Origin of the sequence: Vibrio rotiferianus CAIM 577 = LMG 21460, from assembly GCF_002741985.1 — a bacterium.
Lineage (GTDB): Bacteria > Pseudomonadota > Gammaproteobacteria > Enterobacterales > Vibrionaceae > Vibrio > Vibrio rotiferianus.
In genome coordinates this window covers 12,385-31,632 of record NZ_APHW01000002.1, presented here as the reverse complement: position 1 = coordinate 31,632, position 19,248 = coordinate 12,385, and the positions used below count along the sequence as shown (strand labels likewise).

Below are 19,248 nucleotides of genomic sequence, written 5' to 3'. Positions count from 1 at the left end.
TTATATGATTAGTTATCGTTCGATCTTTATGAGAATTGTGATGATTTGCTCACATTAATTATATTGCAAAAAGAAAGCGGCACTATCATACCGCTTACAAAATGTCTCTTCAACGTCTTGCTTGTCATGAGAGTGTAAGGTTATTTTTTACACATATATTTTGACAAGCTTGGTGGTAAACTCAGTTCACGCAAACCGTATTGAGCATCATGACTAAGAAGACAGAGCCCCTCTTGCTTAATAAGTTGATCCAATTGTGAACTGCGGTGCACAACCATTTCAAATCCAGAGGACTGCAATCTAGTGTCATTTAGTGCTAGTGCAACATCCGAGCGAGGCTGGTTGGCAACAATAGCAATATCTTGCAAGTCTACATTACCTAATATCTCCACGGGTTGTGCCATTACCCATCCACGAATAACGATATTATTAGCGTTCTCAACTATCGAATCGACATACCCACCCGATTGAACAGTTTGAGTTCTTTGCACTTCATCCCAAACTTCATAGTGCGCAGATATAAAGTGCTTATTTGGCAATAAATCCGCCAAAGGTATAGATATAACATCTAAGAACGGCGAGCTTGGAGTACTACTGTCAATACTCAAAGAAACATGGCCATAACGATTAAAGACATGATTAAAATCAGCTTCACTCATATCAGGGTACATTTTTCGAAACAACTTCAACTGAGGCTGAATAAGAACAGATACAAATGAGTTAAGCCCCATTCCTGATAATATTGCGCCGCGATAATCTCGCGAAACCACCCAATGAGGCTCATCTTCTAGGGCAGTGGCTTGCAGGGCTGAAACCTCTTTACGGGAGTGCAGATCGAATATCGGGAATGCTGACTGCGCCGGGTTAAACCAGGCATATGAAAGAACATTCGGAATAACAGCTATAAGAACGACTGCGGCTTTAATATTGCGTTTTGACTCACTTTTCCTACTGATACAAAACAGAACAGCAAGGGCAACTAAAGAAGAAAGTTCGAATAGCGATTTTTTGCCAAAATCTATCAACGAAAGCAAACTTGGGATTGCAATAGCGCCGACTAGAAATAGTAAAAATAGCATTCCTCGTTTCCAGCTTATTCTAAGATCGCCAGTGACGATAACAATCAGAGCTAAATAGTTGAATACCAAGCCACTTAAGAAGAGCATTCTGTTGCCTGGGATTTGGTAAAGCAAGGTGACTTTTGCGAGAATTGAAGGAACGGGTAATAACATCCAAACCGCGCATATTACTAATAACACAACACTGCCGATTACCGCTCTTTTTGTCGTGGCATTGGATAAATCGGGCTTAATAAAGCTTACTGCGGCCATAGGCAACAAACTTGCAATAGCCCCAACTTCACAGATGTTCATCCCGATCAGGTTTCGAAAGTTTGAGTGCGTCATATATGGCAGTAATGTGGAAAGCCACATAAACCAGTTACTCTCTCCACCTTTTGAAACGCGCTGTCCTGGGTACACTGTATCCATCATGACTGGGATAACATCTTTGTAGTATACCAAGGCTACCACTACTGCTGCCAAGCAGACTAGAGCAGTAGAAATCAACTGCATTGGAGCAGAGCGCCACCAATCAGACTTATGAACACAAAGTAAAAGGAGCCCAAAATAGGCGATAGAGACAATAATTGGCGGGTAAGTATGAGATAGCAACCATACTGTCGCAACATAACCCAGTACAATGTAGTGTTTTACGTTATGTTGCCACTTCAATATGAGCAATAATAGCCATGGACTAAATGCCAAAACCGGACCTAACGTTGTCCACCAAAACTGAACGAAACCTGTAAAGAACAATAAAATGGAGAAAAGCGCAGCTATAATTTTCTGCTGTTTAGTATCTGACAATAAGTCTTGAATACACCTGATGATGAGTCTTTTCCAGCCAATCAAGAAAGCAACGATGACTAAGCCGTGGTGCAATGCAAAAGCGCGAGCTGGTTCAAAGATCCAAAATGGCCACATTAGTGGCTTAAAAACTAACGCCCAATCCCATAAGGGAAGAGCATTGAAGCCACGTAAGTCTTGATGGTATGTAGATAGCTCATTAAAACGGCCAAAATCATTTAGGACTGCCATCTGCATATAGGGTGTCCAGACTGACCATTCATCAGAGCGTATTGGGCGCGGGTTTCCCCAAAGCAAGCCTTCACCATTGTATCCAAACATATTTAGAACAATACCGTACGATGAAGGTGTTATGGCAAAAATTGTTATTGGTATCAATAACAACAAACAAAACCAATCGAACTTGTCCAGTTCTAGTTGCCTAATCAATCTCACTCAGCGCCCTTACTTTTTCTTTGCACCAGAAAACCAGCGTTGCAATGGCTTGCTTGGGACATGTGTCATGTCGTGATCAATTGCGCTCAGAAGGAGCTGGAATCCCATGATAATAGGCAATACTGCTAGCATTACAGTACCTGTGCTTGCTTCTTCTCCACTAACAATTGAACCAATCCAGTGGCTTCCACCCCAGAACGTTCCAAATATCATTAGCACTAAAGCAAGTACTAACTCCATGCTTGCGCCATTAAAGTCACGCAAGAAGTAGTTGTAAAACACGCGTTTGAAGAATGCTTTTAAATAAAGTGGCGGGAAATCTACAAGTACTTTTTTGACTGACAGGTTACTCACCTCATCGCCATAAATCGCGTCCATCGGAATATCTTGTACAACTGCACGTAACGTCCCTAAACGGAATAACATATCACTCTCGAAGAAGTAGCGACGACTTAGCTTCTCTAAAGGCATTAAGCGCAATGCTTGGGCGTGGATAGCGGTATATCCATTTGTTGGGTCCATGACGTTCCAGTAACCACTAGAGACTTTATTGATAAAGGAGAGTGCAGCGTTACCAAATTTACGAACAAATGGCATAGACGTAAGAGATTCAAGAGTAAAGAATCGAGAGCCTTTCGTGTAATCAGCACGGCCTTGAATGATAGGTTCAATGAAGTGAGGCAGCAAAGATGGGTCCATCTGTCCATCACCATCTACCTTCACGACAATATCCATGTCATCTTCTAATGCCTGTTGGTAAGCTGTGACAATAGCACCGCCGACACCTTGGTTCTCAGAATGCCAAAGTACTTTAACTCGCTCATCTTGGTTGTTTTCAATCACAAAGTTTCCTGACTGCTCAGGGCAACAATCATCCACTACGTAAATTGTATCAACCTCAGCACCAATACCTTCGATCACTGAAAGAATGTGAGATTTAACTTTGTAGCATGGGATGGCAACAGCGACTTTCATTTATATAACCCCTTAACGAACAATAACCAATAGGCCTGAGATGATTAAGCCAGTACCAAGCAATGTACGCCATTGAAAAGGCTCATTTAAAAACAGCATCCCTAATAGTGGAACAATGACAAAAGCCAATGCCATAAATGGATAAGCAACAGAAAGAGGAACTAAGCGTAGTGCATAAACCCATAAAACAGTTGCCAATCCATATATGATCAAGGCAGAAAATAGGTACTTGTTAAAAACAAAACCTGTTAATGAGGCCATTGATATTGCTGTAGGAAAATATGGTGAGGCAAGTTTGAATAAGATCTGTCCTATCGAAATGCCTAGGACGCACACCAAGATGATCGCGATGTTAAAGAGTGTCATTTTGTGTCGGTTAGTAGTCAATTTATGCGCTAATTTAACACAACACGCAGAACAGTTTCATCATCAACAAGTAAAACTTCGTCTTTGAGAAAGTACGATTACCGATTTCTGAGCACTATGACCTAAACAAGAAGTTTATTAATAATACTTATCTTCAGAAGATTTTATATCGACCTAGATGATAACGAATAATAAGTACATAATTGATACAAATCTAATGCATGGGTAACTTTTACCTGAGGACAGTTTTGCGTTAAAATTGTCTCGCGACGCGTGACGCCAAGACTGCTAGGTTATCGATTTTTATGCTTGAAGAACTCTTTTATCTTTTTCTCTTTTCTTTTGCTGTTCAGCTGATTATGAGAAAAATTGCCAAAACAATTGGCTTAGCAGATCGCCCTAATGAACGAAAGCTTCATGAGGGGACATTCCCATTAGTAGGTGGCTTGTCTATTTGTATTGTGCTTGCACAATACCTTGTCTTCAGAACTCATGATGTTCCGCAAAGCAATATGTTCGTTATTTGTATCAGCATTCTGGCTGTTATTGGCGCATTTGACGATAAGTTTGATGTTAGCTTTAAGCTGCGCCTTGTGATTCAAGCTCTTGTCTCTATCGCAATGATAAACATCGCTGGTATTGAGTTACATTCACTCGGCAACATTCTCGGTTTAGGCTCCATAGAACTCGGTTTTATCAGTCCAATACTGACCGTACTGGCCGTAATTGCAGCCATCAATGCATTCAACATGATCGATGGTATTGATGGACTACTCGGTGGGTTATCTATCGTAACTTTCCTATCTCTTGCTTACCTCTTGGGCTCAGATGCACATAAAGGGCTGAGCTTCCTTTGCTTGTTAATTGTCACCGCAATGCTGCCTTATACCATTATGAACCTTGGCCTATTAGGGAAACGCTGGAAAATTTTCATGGGCGACGCGGGTAGTATGCTGATCGGCTTTACAGTCATATGGCTGCTTCTAAGTGCAAGCCAAACACCAAGTACAACATCTATCCGCCCTGTTACGGCCTTGTGGTTAATTGCAGTGCCATTGATGGATATGGTTACCGTGGTTGTACGCAGAGCCAAACGTGGAGATTCACCATTCCGACCAGACCGTGAACATATTCACCACATTTTGCAGCGAATTGGTTTCAGCTCTCGTCAAACATTAGCAATCATATGTACGCTCGCAACTGGCTTGGCAGGAATTGGAATTTTAGGTGAAATTTATCGCATAGAGGATTACGTGATGTTCTACCTCTTTGTTTTTGCATTTTTAGCTTACGCAAAAATCCTTTCTTACTCACGAAAGACATTCACTCTTGCCAGGCAGAAAAACTAGTCGTCTGCATTAAGTTCAATGACTTATCTATGCATTCATGCCACTTGATAGGTAAGCCTATCGGTTAATAGCTAGACAGAAGCACTGAGGTAAATACTGCTCTTTTGTTGAATTTCGTATTCTCGCTACTCCAGATATTCTCTGTTATCATCAAGTATTATTCGTTATTTATGGTGGATGTTTTATGATCATCGTAACTGGTGGTGCTGGCATGATTGGCAGCAACATTGTTAAAGCACTAAATGAAGCTGGCATCAATGATATTTTGGTTGTTGACAACTTAAAAAACGGCAAAAAGTTCAAAAACTTAGTTGACTTAGATATCACTGATTACATGGATCGTGATGACTTCTTGACTCAAGTTATGGCTGGCGATGATTTTGGCCCTATTGAGGCTGTATTCCACGAAGGCGCATGTTCTGCCACTACCGAATGGGATGGTAAGTACATGATGCTAAACAATTATGAGTACTCTAAAGAGCTACTTCATTACTGTTTGGATAGAGAAATCCCATTCTTATACGCTTCCTCTGCTGCCACTTATGGCGAAACAGATACTTTCATTGAAGAAGCTGAGTATGAAGGTGCGCTAAATGTGTACGGTTACTCTAAGCAGCAATTTGATAACTACGTACGTCGTTTATGGCTCGATGCTGAAGAACACGGCGAAAAGCTTTCTCAGATTACCGGTTTTCGTTATTTCAACGTTTACGGCCCTCGTGAAGATCATAAAGGTAGCATGGCCTCGGTTGCTTTCCACCTAAACAACCAGATTAACGCAGGTGAAAACCCTAAGCTATTCGAAGGTAGTGAGCATTTTAAACGTGATTTCATCTACGTCGGTGATGTTTGTAAAGTAAATTTATGGTTCCTTGAAAATGGTGTATCTGGCATTTACAACTGCGGTACAGGACGTGCAGAGTCATTTGAAGAGGTTGCGAAAGCAGTAATTACTCATCATAAGCAAGGGGAAATTCAAGCCATCCCATTCCCAGAGCATCTAAAGGGCGCATACCAAGAATTCACTCAAGCTGATTTAACTAAGCTTCGAGCGGCTGGCTGTGATGTTGAGTTCAAATCAGTTGCCGAAGGTGTCGCTGAATATATGGCGATCATTAATAAGTAATAGATACTTAGTAAGCCTCAATTTTCCAAAGTTGAGGCTTAATTCATAATGTCTCTCAGTTGTCATTCAAATAGCTTCTGTCCTTATAAATAACGTTTGTTATGAATACTAAAATGAATACTACTTCTAATGAGTATGAGCCAAAATTCCAATGGGCCTTTTTGCACCCTAAACATTGGGGGCTTTGGCTAGCCATACTTTTTATTTTGCCAATTAGCTTGCTTCCTTTAAAAGTTCACCGCGCTATTGCTCGATTCATTGCCAACAAACTGGCAAACAAACGTAAGAGTACAATTTTAAATGTGTGGGTTAACTTATCTTTATGTTTTCCAGATAAAAGTGATGAAGAAAAAGAAGAGCTACTGCGAAAAACACTTACCGTCGCGGGCACCTTCTTGCTTAACTTTCCACTAGTCACTTTACTCGGAAAGAGATACCTAGAAAAAAATACGGTGGTTCATGGGTTAGAGCATCTAGAAGAAGCACAAGCGAAAGGGTACAACATTTTACTTCTTGCTCCTCACTCATGGCCTATTGATATCTTGCCAGTTTTTCTTGCATCTAAAGGTATGCCTGTCGCGGCGATGGCAAAGAAACAGAAAAACCCTATCGGCGATTGGTTGATGTACCGCCAACGAGTCCAGTTTGGTGGGCGTATTCATGAGCGTGACTTAGGCGTAAAACCATTTCTTAAGTCTATTCGCGAAGGCTTTCTCGGCTATTACCTACCCGACCAAGATCACGGTAGAGAGCTAAGTGTATTCGTGGACTTTTTTGGGGTGCCAAAAGCGACCTTACCAGGCATGGGAAAATTAGCTAAACTCAGCAAAGCAGTTGTTATTCCGACATTTTCTCGATTTAACATCAACACTGGTCAATATGAAATATCGATAAAAGAACCTTGGTATGACTTCCCATCAGGGGATGAACTGGTTGATGCTAGGCGTATGAACGCATTTATCGAAGACGAAGTGGTTCAAGACCCAACTCAGTACATGTGGATATTCCAATTACTCAGAAATAGGCCAGACCCAACCGAAAGCAACCCTTACCAACATGAAAAGTTCAAGAAGAAGATCGTAAAATGAAAAAGGTTTTAGTTATCGGTCCGTCATGGGTTGGCGATATGGTAATGTCTCAGGCGTTATATATCACTCTCAAACAAGCACACCCAGATGTACTTATCGATGTGATGGCCCCTGGCTGGTGTAAGCCCATTCTAGAAAGGATGCCTGAAGTTCACCAAGCTATCGAAATGCCTCTTGGTCATGGTGAATTCAATTTCTGGGGGCGTCGAGAGCTAGGTAAAACTCTACGTTCCAACAGTTACGACCACGCTTTTGTCCTACCAAATTCAGCTAAGTCTGCGCTAATACCTTGGTTCGCGAATATCCCAACAAGAACTGGGTGGCGAGGAGAGATGCGTTATGGCCTACTCAATGACCTTCGACCGAATAAAAAGTCATTCCAGTTCATGGTGGAACGTTATGTTGCACTAGCCTACCCTCTGGCGGAAATGAAAGACTCATCGTCTCTTCCTGGGATTGAAAACCTTCCTCGACCTAAATTGTCTGTTGATGAAACGCAACTACAAGATACCATCGCAAAGTTTGGACTATCTCAAAACACTCCGGTTCTAGGTCTGTGCCCTGGGGCTGAGTTTGGGCCAGCCAAAAAGTGGCCAGAAACACACTACGCTAAAGTCGCTGAGGCAAAAGCAAGCGAAGGCCAACATGTCTGGCTGTTTGGTTCTAAAAAAGATTTGTTAACTTGTGAGAACATAAAATCTAACGTAAGTGATAAGTATAAGGACAACATTCATATTCTTGCTGGAGCCACCAGTTTAATTGAAGCTGTTGATTTACTATCAGCCTGCCAAACAGTTGTAAGCAATGATTCTGGCTTAATGCACGTAGCAGCGTCTGTCGGCTGTAATGTGGTAGCAGTGTATGGTTCAACCTCACCTAAATACACGCCTCCCCTCGCGGAAAAAGTCGAAATTGTGCACACGGACATTGAGTGCCGACCTTGTTTTAAACGTGAATGTCAGTTTAAACACCTCAAGTGCTTAAGCGACCTAAGCCCTGAACAGGTCCTAAACAGTATCAAAAAGTTAGAAGCGATAACGGTAGAACCATGCTAATACGAGCCTTCTATACTGCACTACTTTTCATCGTATCCCCTTTTTTACTAATGGGGCTTTACAAGAAAAAAAACAATAAACCCCCATTTGGTTCTCGTTGGAAAGAACATTTTGGTTTCACTCCTCGAATAACCCAAAAACGAGAGGGAAAACCTATCTGGATTCATGCGGTGTCAGTGGGTGAGAGCATAGCAGCAACGCCTTTGATTAAAGCAATCAAAGAGAAAGATCCAGAACAGCTCGTTGTTGTAACTACGACAACGAGTACAGGTGCGGCACAGATTTCTAAGCTGGGCAGCTTGGTTGAGCACAGATACATGCCAATTGACTTCAGCTTCGCAATAAAAGGTTTTTTAAGAGCGATTCAGCCGAAGCAAATGTTAATCATTGAAACTGAACTTTGGCCAAATACGCTTAATACTGTTCATAAGGCAGGAATCCCAATTACGGTTGTCAATGCACGTCTATCAAAGAAATCTTGCAGTAACTATAAGAGGGTTCAACCACTCTTCAATCTTATGATTCCTTGCTTAGATAAACTTCTTTGCCAATCAGCATCTGATGAAGCTCATTTCGCAGAGCTAGGAGTGCCTCAAGATAAACTAGCCGTGACTGGGTCCATTAAATTCGATCTAAAAATTCCTGAAAATGCAATCACCGAAGGGAACCATCTGAGAGCTGGAATTGGTGAAAACAGACCGGTTTGGATTGCTGCGAGCACTCACCCCAAAGAGGATGAAATCGTACTTTCAGCACACTCTAGGTTGCTAAAACATATACCAAGTGCGCTTCTTATCATTGTCCCTCGCCACCCCGAACGGTTTGAACATGTGAGTGATTTGATTACTAAGTCTGGATTTACTAGTGAGAGACGATCTCAATGCACACAAATCACGCCACAAACTCAAGTCTACCTAGCTGATACAATGGGTGAAATGCTGACTTTGCTACAAGCTTCCGATGCATGCTTTATGGGCGGCAGTTTAATTGGAGAGAAAGTCGGTGGTCATAACGTTTTAGAGCCAGCAGCGCTAGGCATTCCTATTGTTAACGGGCCGAGTTACTATAACTTCAATGAGGTTGTCCCTGAATTGATTAAAAGAAAGCTAATCAAGATATCATCTAATGATGTCGAAATTGCCGACACAATTGGTGAACTACTAACCAACAAAGAGATGTCTATAAATCACCAGCAGGAGCTAAAAGAATTTGTAAACGATTTTCAAGGCTCTATTTCAAGGACACTCAACTTTGTTTATAAGAATATATAAAAATGAAATTAGTTAGCAAACTGTACTATTACATTAGAGCTATTCCAAAAACCTTATTGTTTAATTTCTATTACTTACCGTTTAGCCAAGCTATTAAACTACCCATTATCGTATGTCATAAAACAAAGTTTGAGTCATTAAGTGGGAAAGTGGCACTTATAAATGAACCTACTTTTGCAAGAATTCGACTAGGTTTCGGGAAAATTCAAACCATCGATAGTACCAGATCTAGATTTATATGGAATCTCAGTAAAAGCGGTCAAGTCTCTTTCTCTAAAAATGTCAAAATCGGTGTTGGCAGTAAATTACATGTTGATGGACACCTTTTTTTTGGAAGCTATTGTAACTTTACAGGCGATGTCACGATTATATGTAAGGACAGAATTCATTTTGAAGGGCACAACTTGATATCATGGCAGAGCTTGTTTATGGATACCGACTTTCATCCCATTATTGATAACTCTACTTCATTACAGGTGAATAAAGACAAGCCAATATATATCGCAAAGCAGGCCTGGTTTGGAACGCGAACCACAGTATTGAAAGGAGCAAGGGTAAACACTAATACGATAGTGGCTGCGGGTGCTGTGTTGACAGGAAAAGAGTACCAAGGTTCCTCATATCTAGGGGGAAACCCAGCAAAAGTTATTGGTGATATGAATGGTAAACATTTTGTCGACTAGTATTAATACGCTCGCAATAAAAGATTGTTGCAGAGGAGTCTAAAGTGAACTTGTTTTTAGTAACTTCACCATTTCAATATATTTGTGCCTTAGAGGCAAGGAGAGAATACGCTTGCCAGAATAATATATTACTGCTTGTCGACCAGGATTCTGAACCTGGGATATCGCAGCAAGGCAAACTATTAGACCAAAATGAATGGGATTATATCATCCAAATCCCAAGAACCAATAGAAGCAAACAAGTACCGATTGCAATAAAAAAAGTAAAAAAAATCTGTAAAGATAAGTTCATAAACTATTTCTTTCATGCTGAATACAATGCATGGAGAACAAAATTAATCCTAAAAAATCTTATTATAAATACTGAAGTTTACTTTGATGATGGCACATTAACCATTAACGAGTATGAAGAAGAAATTCGCCATAAAAGTACTTATTTTAGACCTAGGTTTATTCAGGACATCATGATACGTCTAAATGGTCTGAAGCCTATAGGTAAACTTGAACAAAGTAGTAACTTGGAAATATTCACTATCTTTGACATTCCAAACCCAGAACATGTCATTATAAAAAATTCACTTTCTGTATTAAAAGATAGATTCAAAATTACAAACTTATTCAATCCTAATGCCCCAATTGGTTTTATTGGTCAGGGTGCGATTGGCCACAAAAGACGAAAAACCATTGATGAGTATGTAAATGAAATAAAGCACTTTGTGGAAACGTATAGTAAGCCTATCATTTACTTCCCTCATAGAACCGAATCTGAAGAGATTAAAAATAGAATTTTAGAAATTCCAAACGTTACTTACCATTACAGCGAATTTCCGCTTGAGATTGAGCTAATCGATAAGAAGATAATGCTTTCTGGTTTGGTTGGGGTTTTATCAACAGTTCAATACACAGCATCACTCCTCTATACTGGTATGCCTGTCTACAACTTAAGCTCTCCACATATTTCAGAAAATACTTTGATCAAAAATCGAGAACAGAGAATAAAGAAAGCATTTGAAAAGATAGGTGTTATTGAGACAAAACTATAAAAATCGCCGGTCAGACCGGCGATTTTTCTTTCTGTTACTTTTGGTAGTGGGAGAAGCTTAAAGGTGTTCCAAACTTCAAGTCTACCGTTGCTGTACTCCCAAGAACTTCATCTAAGAACTTAGGTAATATTCCATTACCAGGACGTATGGACCGAACATGTTCTTCCGTGAAGATCTCACCTTGTTTAATATCTTTTACTACATACAAAGAACGGCGATGACATTTAGTCTGAAGCTCTGCCTCCGTGCTAACAAAATTTGGCTTACCAATAGCTTCATAGGCCATGGTGCAATTTACCACTAAAGATTTAAGCTCCTCTTTTTCAAGAGAAAATGCCGAATCTACACCACCATCTGCGCGCGATAAAGTAAAGTGCTTTTCAATAACACATGCGCCCAATGCTACCGCTGCTACAGACACGCCGATATCCATCGTATGATCTGACAATCCAACCTCTACCCCAAAGCCATCACGCATTACTGCCATTGTCGAGATGTTCGCCTGAGAAGCTGGCGTTGGGTAACCACTGGTACAGTGTAGCAAGACGATATCCTGTGCTCCTGCCGCTTTCGCCGCTGCTACAGCTTCTTCTATCTCGCCTAAGTTCGCATTTCCAGTTGACATGATCATAGGCTTCCCTGTGGAAGCAACTTTTCTAATTAAAGGAAGATCAATCAACTCAAATGAGGCAATTTTGTACGCTGGTGCATTCAAACTTTCCAAAAAATCGACTGCTGTATGATCGAAAGGAGAGCTGAAAATTGTTATACCAACTTCTTCAGCTGCATCAAATAATGTCTTGTGCCACTCCCAAGGTGTATGTGCTTGCTCATACAAATCATAAAGCTTAGCGCCATCCCAAAGCCCCCCCCACGAATCATAAACTCTTCACTATCGTGGTTAATTGTAATCGTATCGGCTGTGTATGTTTGTAACTTGACGGCATCTGCACCCGCTTCTTTCGCAGCCTTGATCAGTGCAATTGCTCGATTGATGTCACCATTATGATTACCAGACATTTCTGCGATAATGTATGGCTTGTGTCCTTGACCAATTTGTCGGTTTGCTATCTTCATAATTGCCTTTACTTTTTCGACAGGTAAGCGTCTATCTTTTCTAATGAATTTAAAGAGGACATGTCTGCTGCTGGTATTTTCAATTCGAACTGTTTTTCAACTTCCATCATGAGAAGTAAATGCTTAAATGAATCCCACTCAGCGCAGCTTTTCATATTTACTTTATTGAACTCTGTTTCTCTATCGCCAACAACATTATTATAAATTGCCAGTAATTTATCTTTTTGCACGCATTGCTCATCACTTTGAAGGTGAGGAATATCAAAAGCAATTGAACTAGGGAGACTTTCCAGCAACTTGAAAAGTCCATGTGATGGGTGCTTTAAGAATGCTGATCTCCGACCATCAAAGGCAACCTCGACTTTTGGTAATTCAACAAGTACGGCGTTAAATCTCTCTTCCGCAATTTTAATTGCGCTATCTAAATCTTGCACTGTATAGCAAAGGTTATATGCCCCACCTCCAGAACTCGCGTGCTCAGTAATTGGAGAGTTGTCATTAGTTGGCGATAGGATTTCTACAACTCCCATCCCATTAAGCTCAACGAATGCATAAAGCGCATTGCGATTAGGATCTTCGCCTGGCCCACGGAGTAACTTTGTATTAGGGATCGATAAGAGATCTTTAAGTGTATCCATTAAGTCTCTAGTTGTGATTGTATAATGGTCAACATACAAGACACCTAAAGCGGAAAACATTGTATTTGAATTCATACTCATACTCTTACATATTCCAATGTAACTTCATAACTTCTGTTCTTTCAGGTAATGGCTTATTATCCAAATCAAACAGCCAGCAACCATCATTCTGCTTTTCAAAGTCGTTCTTTGAGTATAAATGTTCCACTGGTATGTTTTTTTGACTCTTAACGTAACGCCCAATAACTGAGCTTATGTTGATAGCTTTCGCTTGATGGATAAGCTGTTCAAGAATCACATTTTCAATATCTCTACCCATCACTCGACACGACATTACAAAGTTATCGATAACCCATTTTTTGTTATCACAAATGATGACTAGCGCAGCAACACCTTCATACTCACTTGAGTACTTATCTTTTACTTGAACATGCAAAACTTGGTGCTGACTCGATCCGAGCCACCTCTGCAGCTCCTCTTTGCTGTAACGTATAGTCGTCGTGTTGAACTGATTCGTTTTGCTAAAGAGCTGGTAAGTTCTATCAAAGTTTGACTCACTTAATGGCTCAATGCGGACATCCATTTCCAAGCTTGCTAAAAACTCAGTTCTATCAGCAAAGTTAGCCTGAGCTTTCTGAATATCAACTCGCTTTTTATAAAGCTCTGCCCGACGCTTATCCGATTCATTGATTTGAGCAACGTAGAGCTCAGGTAAGTAACAGATATAGTCATACCAATCTGCTGGGTCTTCAGGTAATTCAGGAACAAAAATACCTGGGACGTTACGGCGAACTTCCGCACGTTCAACTGGATTATCGTCAATAAAGCAGAGAGATTGAACGCCAAGATTTAATTCTTGAGCCAACTCTTTTATGTTCTGAGATTTTGGTACCCAGTTAATACGATGAGCAACAAAATCACCTTTCTTTAAGCGCATCTCGGGGTGAGACTCAATGGCATCTAACGCTACTTGCTCTGTGTTCTTACTACAAATGGTAAGTAAGATACCACGCTCTTTCAAGGCGAGGAAAAGTGATTGGAGCTCCTTATAGATATTACCTGGGTAATCCCCACCTAAAGCAATACCTTCCAACCCATCATCACCGATAACTCCCTGCCAAAGTGTATTATCTAAATCTAGAATCAAAGCTCTAGCTGATAGTGCTTGTGATGCGAATACACTACCTAAAATAGCCTGACTGTAAGCTTCCAAACACTGAATAGAGAAAGGCGCTCGTGCCATATACCAATATTTATTTGAAAAGGAGTGTCCGACTCGTTGGATGACCTGAGAATATGGAACGATTTCAATAAGGTTTTCAGCTTTAAGTGCTTGAAGAGAATCATTCCATTCCCCAACTAAACGCTGGAGTTTTGAACCTGTAAACTGCTCTTCTAAGGAATAAGGAAAACCCTTTTGAAGGCAGAAATCAGCGACATATACTTTGTTATTACCACGAGTTGCAATTTGTCGAATAAAAGAGAGATACTCGGCAATACGCTTCTCTGTCTCTAGAAGAGAGGACTCCGTTGGCAATGTATAAATATCAGGAAAAAGATCTTCTATACGCTCTAAAAAAACATAACAAGAGTCTTGATGATTCAACTCCACATTGGACTCGTCCAATAAGTCTAGTTGATAACGTCCAAACTCAAGCTTCTTTATTTGATAAGGAAACTGAGGATAATGACCACTTTTTCGACACAATGCATCAGTCAAGAAGTCCGTATTATGCGAAGCACAGAGATAAAGCCTTGATCTTAAATCTGGTTTATTCTTTGTCCACGTGTATTTTAGGTAGCGTATTGGACGGTTTGTCTCGACGAGACCAGCAGGTGGTTCACACTCCTCAAATCCAAACTTTTTATGCAACTCAAAAACAGCTTCGTTTTCATCTACCACATCTCCATACATCTCGTGCAGATTTAGAGTGTTGCCAGCGTAGTCCAGCGCTAACTTTTCAGCTTCAAACCATATCTCTATCTTATTATCTTTTTCCAAGCTGGCGTTATCTAAATAAAAAGCCCACCATGCTGTTTTCTTTATTTGATCTATTCGATTAAATATAATTACACCAACAGGCTGACCCAATCGTTCTAGTATGAGCAAACATCGATCTTCGGAAGCTAACGTAGTATCCCACCATGTTGAGTGCTCCTCACGCTGAATGACATGATTGGTCAGCATCACCGCCCTAACGTCTGGGTGGTTGCGCCAATCTAATACCATCCATTTATCTTCATTGGTAGCTAGGCGAATACTAAATGTAGTCATTTCTTAAGATCTCTTCTAACTGTTTAACAACTCTTTCGCAGCCTTTACCATCAATAAGCTCAGCGCATAATTTAGATTGAGTATGAAGTAATGCAGGCTCCGAGCTAAAAAGCTTATAGGCATTGGCATAATCACTAGAAGTTAGGTCTGTATTTAAACCTAAATAATGATGCCCCCCCCTATTTGATGTAAATTTATTGCTAGATCTTTTTGGTTATCCGCAACTGAACATACTATCCCAGGAAGTGCCAATACACATCGCTCCCATGTAGTAGCGCCAACTGCGCCGATGTAGAGATACGCTGATGAAAAGAAGTCCATCATGTTCTCTACTTGGATGTGGAGAGTCACTCTATCCAGATGTTTTTTACACAGTGCCGTAAGCGCTTCTCTATGAGGATTGTTCATCCCAATAATAACGTCAAAAGAGTCGTCACTATCTACACTTAAAAGGCCTTTTAAAGCTTTCTCTGTTTCGTTGGCAATGTCTACACCACCAAAAAACAAAACGACTTTTTTCTGCATTAATCTTGATTGATAAGCTGGAAGGTTACGTCGCGACACAGCAAACTCTTCCCGAAGCAACGCATACCTAGGACCACATAGACGTAAACTTTCTGTTGGGAGAAGACCGTCATAGCGAGCCTCGCCTGAACGATAGAAATTTTGGTCTAGCAATACATCGCATATATGTTGCCGATCAGCTAAGTCATCAATTTGTAGAATGTCCTTGCTATGCGGCTTAAGCGCTAATTGAAAATCCTTCTCAATTGCATAGTGGTCGATGACAAGCCAATCCAGTTGGCTTCGCCCTTTACTTTTTAGGTATGAAGTTAGAGCGTCTCGCGTTTGAGTGATTTCTTGATCGTACGAGACTTCTAACCAAGCTGCGTGTCCGCAGTGTGTGCTAGGAACAAAATCAACATCAGGTTCCGGCAACTCTATTACGGAGTGCTTTTCTTTGACTAAAGCAATCAGGTTTCCTTTGAGTCGACGACTAATGAAGACTATTTCATGCCCTTTTTGCTTTAATCTACTAGCCAGCGTTAACATTCTGAATGTATGGCCCGTTCCCATTTTCAGAGAAGCGTCAACCCGAATACCGACTAACAATGCTCAACTTCCTTGTAACGCTTTAGATAGAAGCAAAGCAAATTCCCAATCTTCTTGGGTATCCAAGTCTACCACCCGATTTCTTGATACAGGCAAGGCAATCGCCGTATTTGAAAACATTGGAATATTATCTCGATATGCCTTTGGTTTACCCCAATAAAACTGCCCTATATCGTGGTAGCCAGTCTCTAAATCTTGAGAGCGAGTATTAAAATGTTCTGGTTGAAACATTTCAACTCGATTGCCAGCAGTTAACTTAACGCCTCTCTGAATTGGGAAAGGAAATTCACACACAGGAAAACAGTAGTTTGCTGCAGGATCTTTCAGGAGCATTTGATAGGCTAACTGAATGTCTTCAATAGCAATAAATGGCGCTGTAGCATAGATGCAGCAAATATACTCTATAGAAATGGCTTGCTCTTCAAACCAATCAAGTGCATGTAAAATGACATCCGCCGTAGTCGCATAGTCATTTGAGACCGCTTCAGGGCGAATAAATGGGACTTCTGCCCCGTACTGCAAAGCAACATCAGCTATTTCTTGATCGTCAGTAGAAACCACGACTTTATCGAAACAGCCTGACTCAAGGGCAGCTTCAATTGAGTAGGCAATAATCGGCTTGCCATTAAATTCCTTAATATTCTTACGTGGGATACGTTTACTACCACCACGCGCTGGAATAATCGCAACTTTCATTAGTGCCCCTGCAATATTTCTGTTAGCACTTGAACAACTGTATCTTGCTGCTCTTCACTCATCGCATGGAACATAGGAAGAGAAATAGCCTCACGATAATAACGCTCAGATTCCGGAAAATCACCTTCACTGAAACCCATTTTTTCATAGTAAGGTTGAGTGTGGACTGGAATATAGTGCAAGTTCACTCCAATACCTTTGTCTCTCAGTGCGTCAAACACCTCTTTGTGTGTTAAAGAGATCTTATCCAACTGCAAACGAATTACATAAAGGTGAAGGCCCGAGTAGGTGTTTTCCAATTGATATGGCAATACCACAGGTAAAGACTTCAATAGTCTATTGTAACGATCTGCAAGGTGATGGCGAGCGGCAATAAAATCGTCTAAGCGTTGCATCTGAGACACACCCAGTGCCGCTTGAAGCTCTGTCATGCGGTAGTTAAAGCCTAAATCGACCTGTTGGTAGTACCAACCACCATGGCTTTCACCCTCCATTTTCTCAAGGTCACGAGTAATGCCATGGCTGCGAAGCAAAGTCATCTTGTCAGATAAAGCTTTCTGGTTGGTCATTGCTGCGCCACCTTCAGCTGTCGTTACAATTTTAACAGGATGAAAACTAAAGACCGTGATATCCGAATATTCGCAATTCCCTATCGGTAAGCCTTGATATTTGCCGCCGATTGCATGGGAAGCATCTTCAATAATTTTGAAGTTATACTCTTTTGCCAGTCTAGCGATCGCCACCATATCGCATGGTTGACCACATAAATGAACAGGCACAACGACTTTTGGAAGCTTACCTTCAGCTTTCGCTTTGATTAGCTTTTCCTCAAGGCGCTTTGGACACATATTGTAAGTGCTCGGATCAATATCAACGAAATCGATCTTTGCACCACAATATAAACCACAGTTTGCTGACGCTACAAAGGTGATAGGAGAAGTCCAAAGCCAATCTCCTTCCCCTAAACCTAAAGCAAGACAAGCGATGTGTAATGCTGACGTCGCACTATTCACCGCCAGTGCATAACTCGCACCAGTATGATCAATGAGCGCTTGCTCAAACGCTGGCACTTGAGGCCCCTGAGTCAGAAAGTCCGACTTCAAAACATCAACTACACTATCAATGTCTTGTTGATTAATATCTTGCTTACCGTAAGGAATCACAACTGTTCTCACACTGTAAAGTTCGGATCAACGTGCTCTTTAATTAGCTCGCGTAGGCTTTCAATACTTTCCCACTCTGTGTTCGTACCTGAGTTGTATTTAAAACCAAATGGTACTTTTTCAGCTTTGTGGTGTTCGATATATTCTTGCTCTGTATAAGTGAACGATACAGAAGGCAGAATTGCGTAGTATTTGCCAAGATCGATCGTATTTAGAGAGTCTGTATCCGTAATCATTTCTTCATGGAGCTTTTCACCAGGGCGAATACCAACAACCTTAGTTTCGCATTTAGGTGCAACCGCTTTGGCTACATCCAAAATTTTGTATGATGGAATCTTTGGTACAAAGATTTCTCCACCGAGGTGGTTTTCTAAAGCATACATCACCATGTTCACGCCATCTTGCAATGAGATATTAAAGCGAGTCATCTCTTCATGAGTGATCGGCAAAACACCTTCTGCACGTTTGTTTAAAAAGAATGGAATCACTGAACCACGAGAACCCATTACGTTGCCATAACGCACTACACTGAAACGGATATCTTTCGAACCTTTGATGTTATTTGCCGCGGCAAACAGCTTATCTGAAGCAAGTTTGGTCGCTCCATAAAGGTTAATTGGCGCACACGCCTTATCTGTTGATAGAGCTACAACATCTTTAACGCCACATTGCAGTGCTGCATGAATAACATTCTCTGCGCCATCCACGTTAGTTCGGATACATTCTGTTGGGTTGTATTCAGCCGTATCTACCTGCTTGATCGCTGCTGCATGAATGATCACATCAACACCTTCACAAGCTTGAATCATTCGCTGTTGATCTCGGACGTCACCGATGAAAAAACGTAATTGTGGGAAGTCATGTCTCGGATACTTTTGTTTGAGCTCGAACTGCTTTAGCTCATCTCTAGAAAATATTATGATTTTTTTCACTTCAGGGAAGCGCTCTAGAATAGTCTTGATAAATTGTTTACCAAATGAGCCAGTACCACCTGTGATAAGTACCGATTTACCGTTTAACATAATTG

At 40.9% G+C, this 19,248-nt stretch carries 18 protein-coding genes; 7 read left to right on the top strand and 11 right to left on the bottom strand.

Annotated features, from left to right (window positions below; translation table 11 throughout):
* Positions 1 to 140 precede the first annotated feature (140 nt).
* The 3 genes from B853_RS00875 to B853_RS00865 are packed head-to-tail and all read right to left on the bottom strand — an operon-like array spanning position 141 to position 3,644.
* Positions 141 to 2,303 (bottom strand): DUF7657 domain-containing protein, encoded by a 2,163-nt coding sequence (locus B853_RS00875; protein WP_050568926.1) that lies wholly within the window; start codon positions 2,301 to 2,303, stop codon positions 141 to 143.
* Between the two features lie 9 nt (positions 2,304 to 2,312).
* Entirely contained in the window at positions 2,313 to 3,278 is a 966-nt protein-coding gene (locus B853_RS00870; protein ID WP_010445170.1) for a glycosyltransferase family 2 protein, read from the bottom strand.
* Between the two features lie 12 nt (positions 3,279 to 3,290).
* Positions 3,291 to 3,644 carry an EamA family transporter gene (locus tag B853_RS00865; RefSeq protein ID WP_029560904.1) on the bottom strand — a complete coding sequence of 118 codons (354 nt, stop codon included), beginning with the start codon at positions 3,642 to 3,644 and terminating at the stop codon, positions 3,291 to 3,293.
* 305 nt (positions 3,645 to 3,949) lie between these two features.
* Between B853_RS00865 and wecA the strand changes: the two genes are divergently transcribed.
* The 7 genes from wecA (at position 3,950) to B853_RS00830 (ending at position 11,259) form a co-directional block, all read left to right on the top strand.
* Positions 3,950 to 4,993 carry a UDP-N-acetylglucosamine--undecaprenyl-phosphate N-acetylglucosaminephosphotransferase gene (gene wecA / locus B853_RS00860; protein ID WP_038883477.1) on the top strand — a complete coding sequence of 348 codons (1,044 nt, stop codon included), beginning with the start codon at positions 3,950 to 3,952 and terminating at the stop codon, positions 4,991 to 4,993.
* A 184-nt stretch (positions 4,994 to 5,177) separates the two neighbouring features.
* Positions 5,178 to 6,119, top strand: coding sequence for an ADP-glyceromanno-heptose 6-epimerase (gene rfaD, locus B853_RS00855; protein WP_010445162.1), 942 nt, complete (start codon positions 5,178 to 5,180; stop codon positions 6,117 to 6,119).
* 113 nt (positions 6,120 to 6,232) lie between these two features.
* Complete coding sequence (locus B853_RS00850; RefSeq protein ID WP_010445160.1) at positions 6,233 to 7,207, top strand: lipid A biosynthesis (KDO)2-(lauroyl)-lipid IVA acyltransferase; 975 nt, start codon at positions 6,233 to 6,235, stop codon at positions 7,205 to 7,207.
* Entirely contained in the window at positions 7,204 to 8,262 is a 1,059-nt protein-coding gene (gene waaF, locus B853_RS00845) for a lipopolysaccharide heptosyltransferase II (protein WP_010445158.1), read from the top strand. The genes B853_RS00850 and waaF overlap by 4 nt, the downstream gene beginning before the upstream one ends.
* Entirely contained in the window at positions 8,256 to 9,533 is a 1,278-nt protein-coding gene (gene waaA, locus B853_RS00840; RefSeq protein WP_038883473.1) for a lipid IV(A) 3-deoxy-D-manno-octulosonic acid transferase, read from the top strand. Before waaF ends, waaA begins: the two co-directional genes overlap by 7 nt.
* 2 nt (positions 9,534 to 9,535) lie before the next feature.
* The gene (locus tag B853_RS00835; RefSeq protein WP_081641155.1) at positions 9,536 to 10,216 is read left to right on the top strand and encodes an acyltransferase; all 681 of its coding nucleotides are present in this window, start codon (positions 9,536 to 9,538) and stop codon (positions 10,214 to 10,216) included.
* A 44-nt stretch (positions 10,217 to 10,260) separates the two neighbouring features.
* Positions 10,261 to 11,259, top strand: coding sequence for a glycosyltransferase 52 family protein (locus tag B853_RS00830; RefSeq protein ID WP_038883469.1), 999 nt, complete (start codon positions 10,261 to 10,263; stop codon positions 11,257 to 11,259).
* A 34-nt stretch (positions 11,260 to 11,293) separates the two neighbouring features.
* Here the strand turns inward: B853_RS00830 and pseI are convergent, their stop codons facing one another.
* From pseI to pseB, 8 genes are all read right to left on the bottom strand, one after another.
* Positions 11,294 to 12,097, bottom strand: coding sequence for a pseudaminic acid synthase (pseI, locus tag B853_RS00825; RefSeq protein WP_428843294.1), 804 nt, complete (start codon positions 12,095 to 12,097; stop codon positions 11,294 to 11,296).
* The gene (locus tag B853_RS26870; protein WP_428843293.1) at positions 12,025 to 12,336 is read right to left on the bottom strand and encodes an N-acetylneuraminate synthase family protein; all 312 of its coding nucleotides are present in this window, start codon (positions 12,334 to 12,336) and stop codon (positions 12,025 to 12,027) included. Before B853_RS26870 ends, pseI begins: the two co-directional genes overlap by 73 nt.
* 8 nt (positions 12,337 to 12,344) lie before the next feature.
* Positions 12,345 to 13,049, bottom strand: coding sequence for a VOC family protein (locus B853_RS00820; RefSeq protein WP_173399862.1), 705 nt, complete (start codon positions 13,047 to 13,049; stop codon positions 12,345 to 12,347).
* A gap of 10 nt (positions 13,050 to 13,059) precedes the next feature.
* On the bottom strand, positions 13,060 to 15,249 hold the full coding sequence (locus B853_RS00815; protein WP_038883466.1) for an HAD-IIIC family phosphatase: 2,190 nt from the start codon (positions 15,247 to 15,249) through the stop codon (positions 13,060 to 13,062).
* 159 nt (positions 15,250 to 15,408) lie between these two features.
* Positions 15,409 to 16,362 (bottom strand): UDP-2,4-diacetamido-2,4,6-trideoxy-beta-L-altropyranose hydrolase, encoded by a 954-nt coding sequence (gene pseG / locus B853_RS00810; RefSeq protein ID WP_249027384.1) that lies wholly within the window; start codon positions 16,360 to 16,362, stop codon positions 15,409 to 15,411.
* 3 nt (positions 16,363 to 16,365) lie between these two features.
* Positions 16,366 to 17,058 carry a pseudaminic acid cytidylyltransferase gene (gene pseF / locus B853_RS00805; RefSeq protein WP_038883463.1) on the bottom strand — a complete coding sequence of 231 codons (693 nt, stop codon included), beginning with the start codon at positions 17,056 to 17,058 and terminating at the stop codon, positions 16,366 to 16,368.
* The gene (gene pseC, locus B853_RS00800; RefSeq protein ID WP_173399861.1) at positions 17,058 to 18,233 is read right to left on the bottom strand and encodes a UDP-4-amino-4,6-dideoxy-N-acetyl-beta-L-altrosamine transaminase; all 1,176 of its coding nucleotides are present in this window, start codon (positions 18,231 to 18,233) and stop codon (positions 17,058 to 17,060) included. The genes pseF and pseC overlap by 1 nt, the downstream gene beginning before the upstream one ends.
* Positions 18,230 to 19,243: a UDP-N-acetylglucosamine 4,6-dehydratase (inverting) gene (gene pseB / locus B853_RS00795; protein WP_010445113.1), complete on the bottom strand. Its 1,014-nt coding sequence runs from the start codon at positions 19,241 to 19,243 to the stop codon at positions 18,230 to 18,232. Before pseB ends, pseC begins: the two co-directional genes overlap by 4 nt.
* Positions 19,244 to 19,248 lie beyond the last annotated feature (5 nt).

What these genes read in the sequence shown, in the direction of transcription:
- B853_RS00870 (WP_010445170.1), bottom strand. Translation starts at nt 3,278, where the DNA reads ATGAAAGTCGCTGTTGCCATCCCATGCTACAAAGTTAAATCTCACATT.
- B853_RS00865 (WP_029560904.1), bottom strand. Translation starts at nt 3,644, where the DNA reads ATGACACTCTTTAACATCGCGATCATCTTGGTGTGCGTCCTAGGCATT.
- wecA (WP_038883477.1), top strand. Translation starts at nt 3,950, where the DNA reads ATGCTTGAAGAACTCTTTTATCTTTTTCTCTTTTCTTTTGCTGTTCAG.
- rfaD (WP_010445162.1), top strand. Translation starts at nt 5,178, where the DNA reads ATGATCATCGTAACTGGTGGTGCTGGCATGATTGGCAGCAACATTGTT.
- B853_RS00850 (WP_010445160.1), top strand. Translation starts at nt 6,233, where the DNA reads ATGAATACTACTTCTAATGAGTATGAGCCAAAATTCCAATGGGCCTTT.
- waaF (WP_010445158.1), top strand. Translation starts at nt 7,204, where the DNA reads ATGAAAAAGGTTTTAGTTATCGGTCCGTCATGGGTTGGCGATATGGTA.
- waaA (WP_038883473.1), top strand. Translation starts at nt 8,256, where the DNA reads ATGCTAATACGAGCCTTCTATACTGCACTACTTTTCATCGTATCCCCT.
- B853_RS00835 (WP_081641155.1), top strand. Translation starts at nt 9,536, where the DNA reads ATGAAATTAGTTAGCAAACTGTACTATTACATTAGAGCTATTCCAAAA.
- B853_RS26870 (WP_428843293.1), bottom strand. Translation starts at nt 12,336, where the DNA reads ATGAAGATAGCAAACCGACAAATTGGTCAAGGACACAAGCCATACATT.
- B853_RS00820 (WP_173399862.1), bottom strand. Translation starts at nt 13,049, where the DNA reads ATGAATTCAAATACAATGTTTTCCGCTTTAGGTGTCTTGTATGTTGAC.
- B853_RS00815 (WP_038883466.1), bottom strand. Translation starts at nt 15,249, where the DNA reads ATGACTACATTTAGTATTCGCCTAGCTACCAATGAAGATAAATGGATG.
- pseF (WP_038883463.1), bottom strand. Translation starts at nt 17,058, where the DNA reads ATGAAAGTTGCGATTATTCCAGCGCGTGGTGGTAGTAAACGTATCCCA.
- pseB (WP_010445113.1), bottom strand. Translation starts at nt 19,243, where the DNA reads ATGTTAAACGGTAAATCGGTACTTATCACAGGTGGTACTGGCTCATTT.